Raw genomic sequence first — 961 nt, 5'->3', positions numbered from 1 at the left:
TTGTATCATAAGTAAAGATGCTGGTAAAAATTGGGGTATACCTCAAGTAGTTGGCCGTGCAGCTGGAGTAGAAGCAAAACCAGATGGAACTGATGCAGTTGCTTCACCTGTAGTATTTAAAGTTGCTGAAAATAAAGTAGTAGTAGTAGCTTCTGCAGGTGTTGGTTTAAGTAGAGCAGCTCAACCTTATAGTTCTAGAGAAAAAAAATCTGAATTAATGTATGCTGTAGGTACATACAATGAAAATTCAGGTTTCTCTTGGGATACTCAATGGCAAAATGCAACTGATAAAGTAAAAAATGATGTTGATAGTGCAGCTAGCTCTGGTAGTCTTACTTATAGCCAATTTGCTATACACTCTGGAAGAGGTGTTGTTGATGCTAGTGGAAATATGTATCTTGCTGTAACAATAGCAGATCAAGGAACAACTCAAGCTGGTGGTGATCATGAAGCAATGGGTAATATAATATTTAAAATTTCTTCAGATTTGAATAATTGGACTAAAATAGGAAATGCAGTTAAATTTAGTACAACAGATTCTGGTAAAGCAAATTATAGTAAATATAAAGAAAGCCGTATTATATCAGCTGAAAATAATGCTTCTTCTGATACTCAAGTTCAATATATAGCAGTTGGAAACCCTTATACTAGCCCTGCACATAATAAAATAGGATATTCTTCTAAAGCAGGACAAGAACCAGCTGATACAATTAATGGCTCTGAAGGTTCTCCAGCTTATTTAGAAGTTGCAGATTGGCAAGGTCAAAAATCTTATGACCCTAAACAATATGGTAAAATAGGTAGTGATACTCAAAAATTGTTTGCACATGTTCAAACAAGAAATAGCACTATAACTATGTATGCTTTACTAGACAGTAATTTTGGTCAAGAAGGTACTAAAACTTATACTGTTTTAGGTTATCCTAGTGATGGTACTACTCTTGCTAAATCTTCTTCAATG

At 34.3% G+C, this 961-nt stretch carries 1 pseudogene; it reads left to right on the top strand.

What is annotated here, in order from left to right:
- Positions 1 to 961, top strand: a pseudogene (locus E6A48_RS11570) (hypothetical protein); the annotation flags it as partial.

The organism is Brachyspira pilosicoli (assembly GCF_019402445.1).
GTDB classification, from domain to species: domain Bacteria; phylum Spirochaetota; class Brachyspiria; order Brachyspirales; family Brachyspiraceae; genus Brachyspira; species Brachyspira pilosicoli_B.
This window is presented reverse-complemented; position numbering and strand designations above follow the sequence as displayed.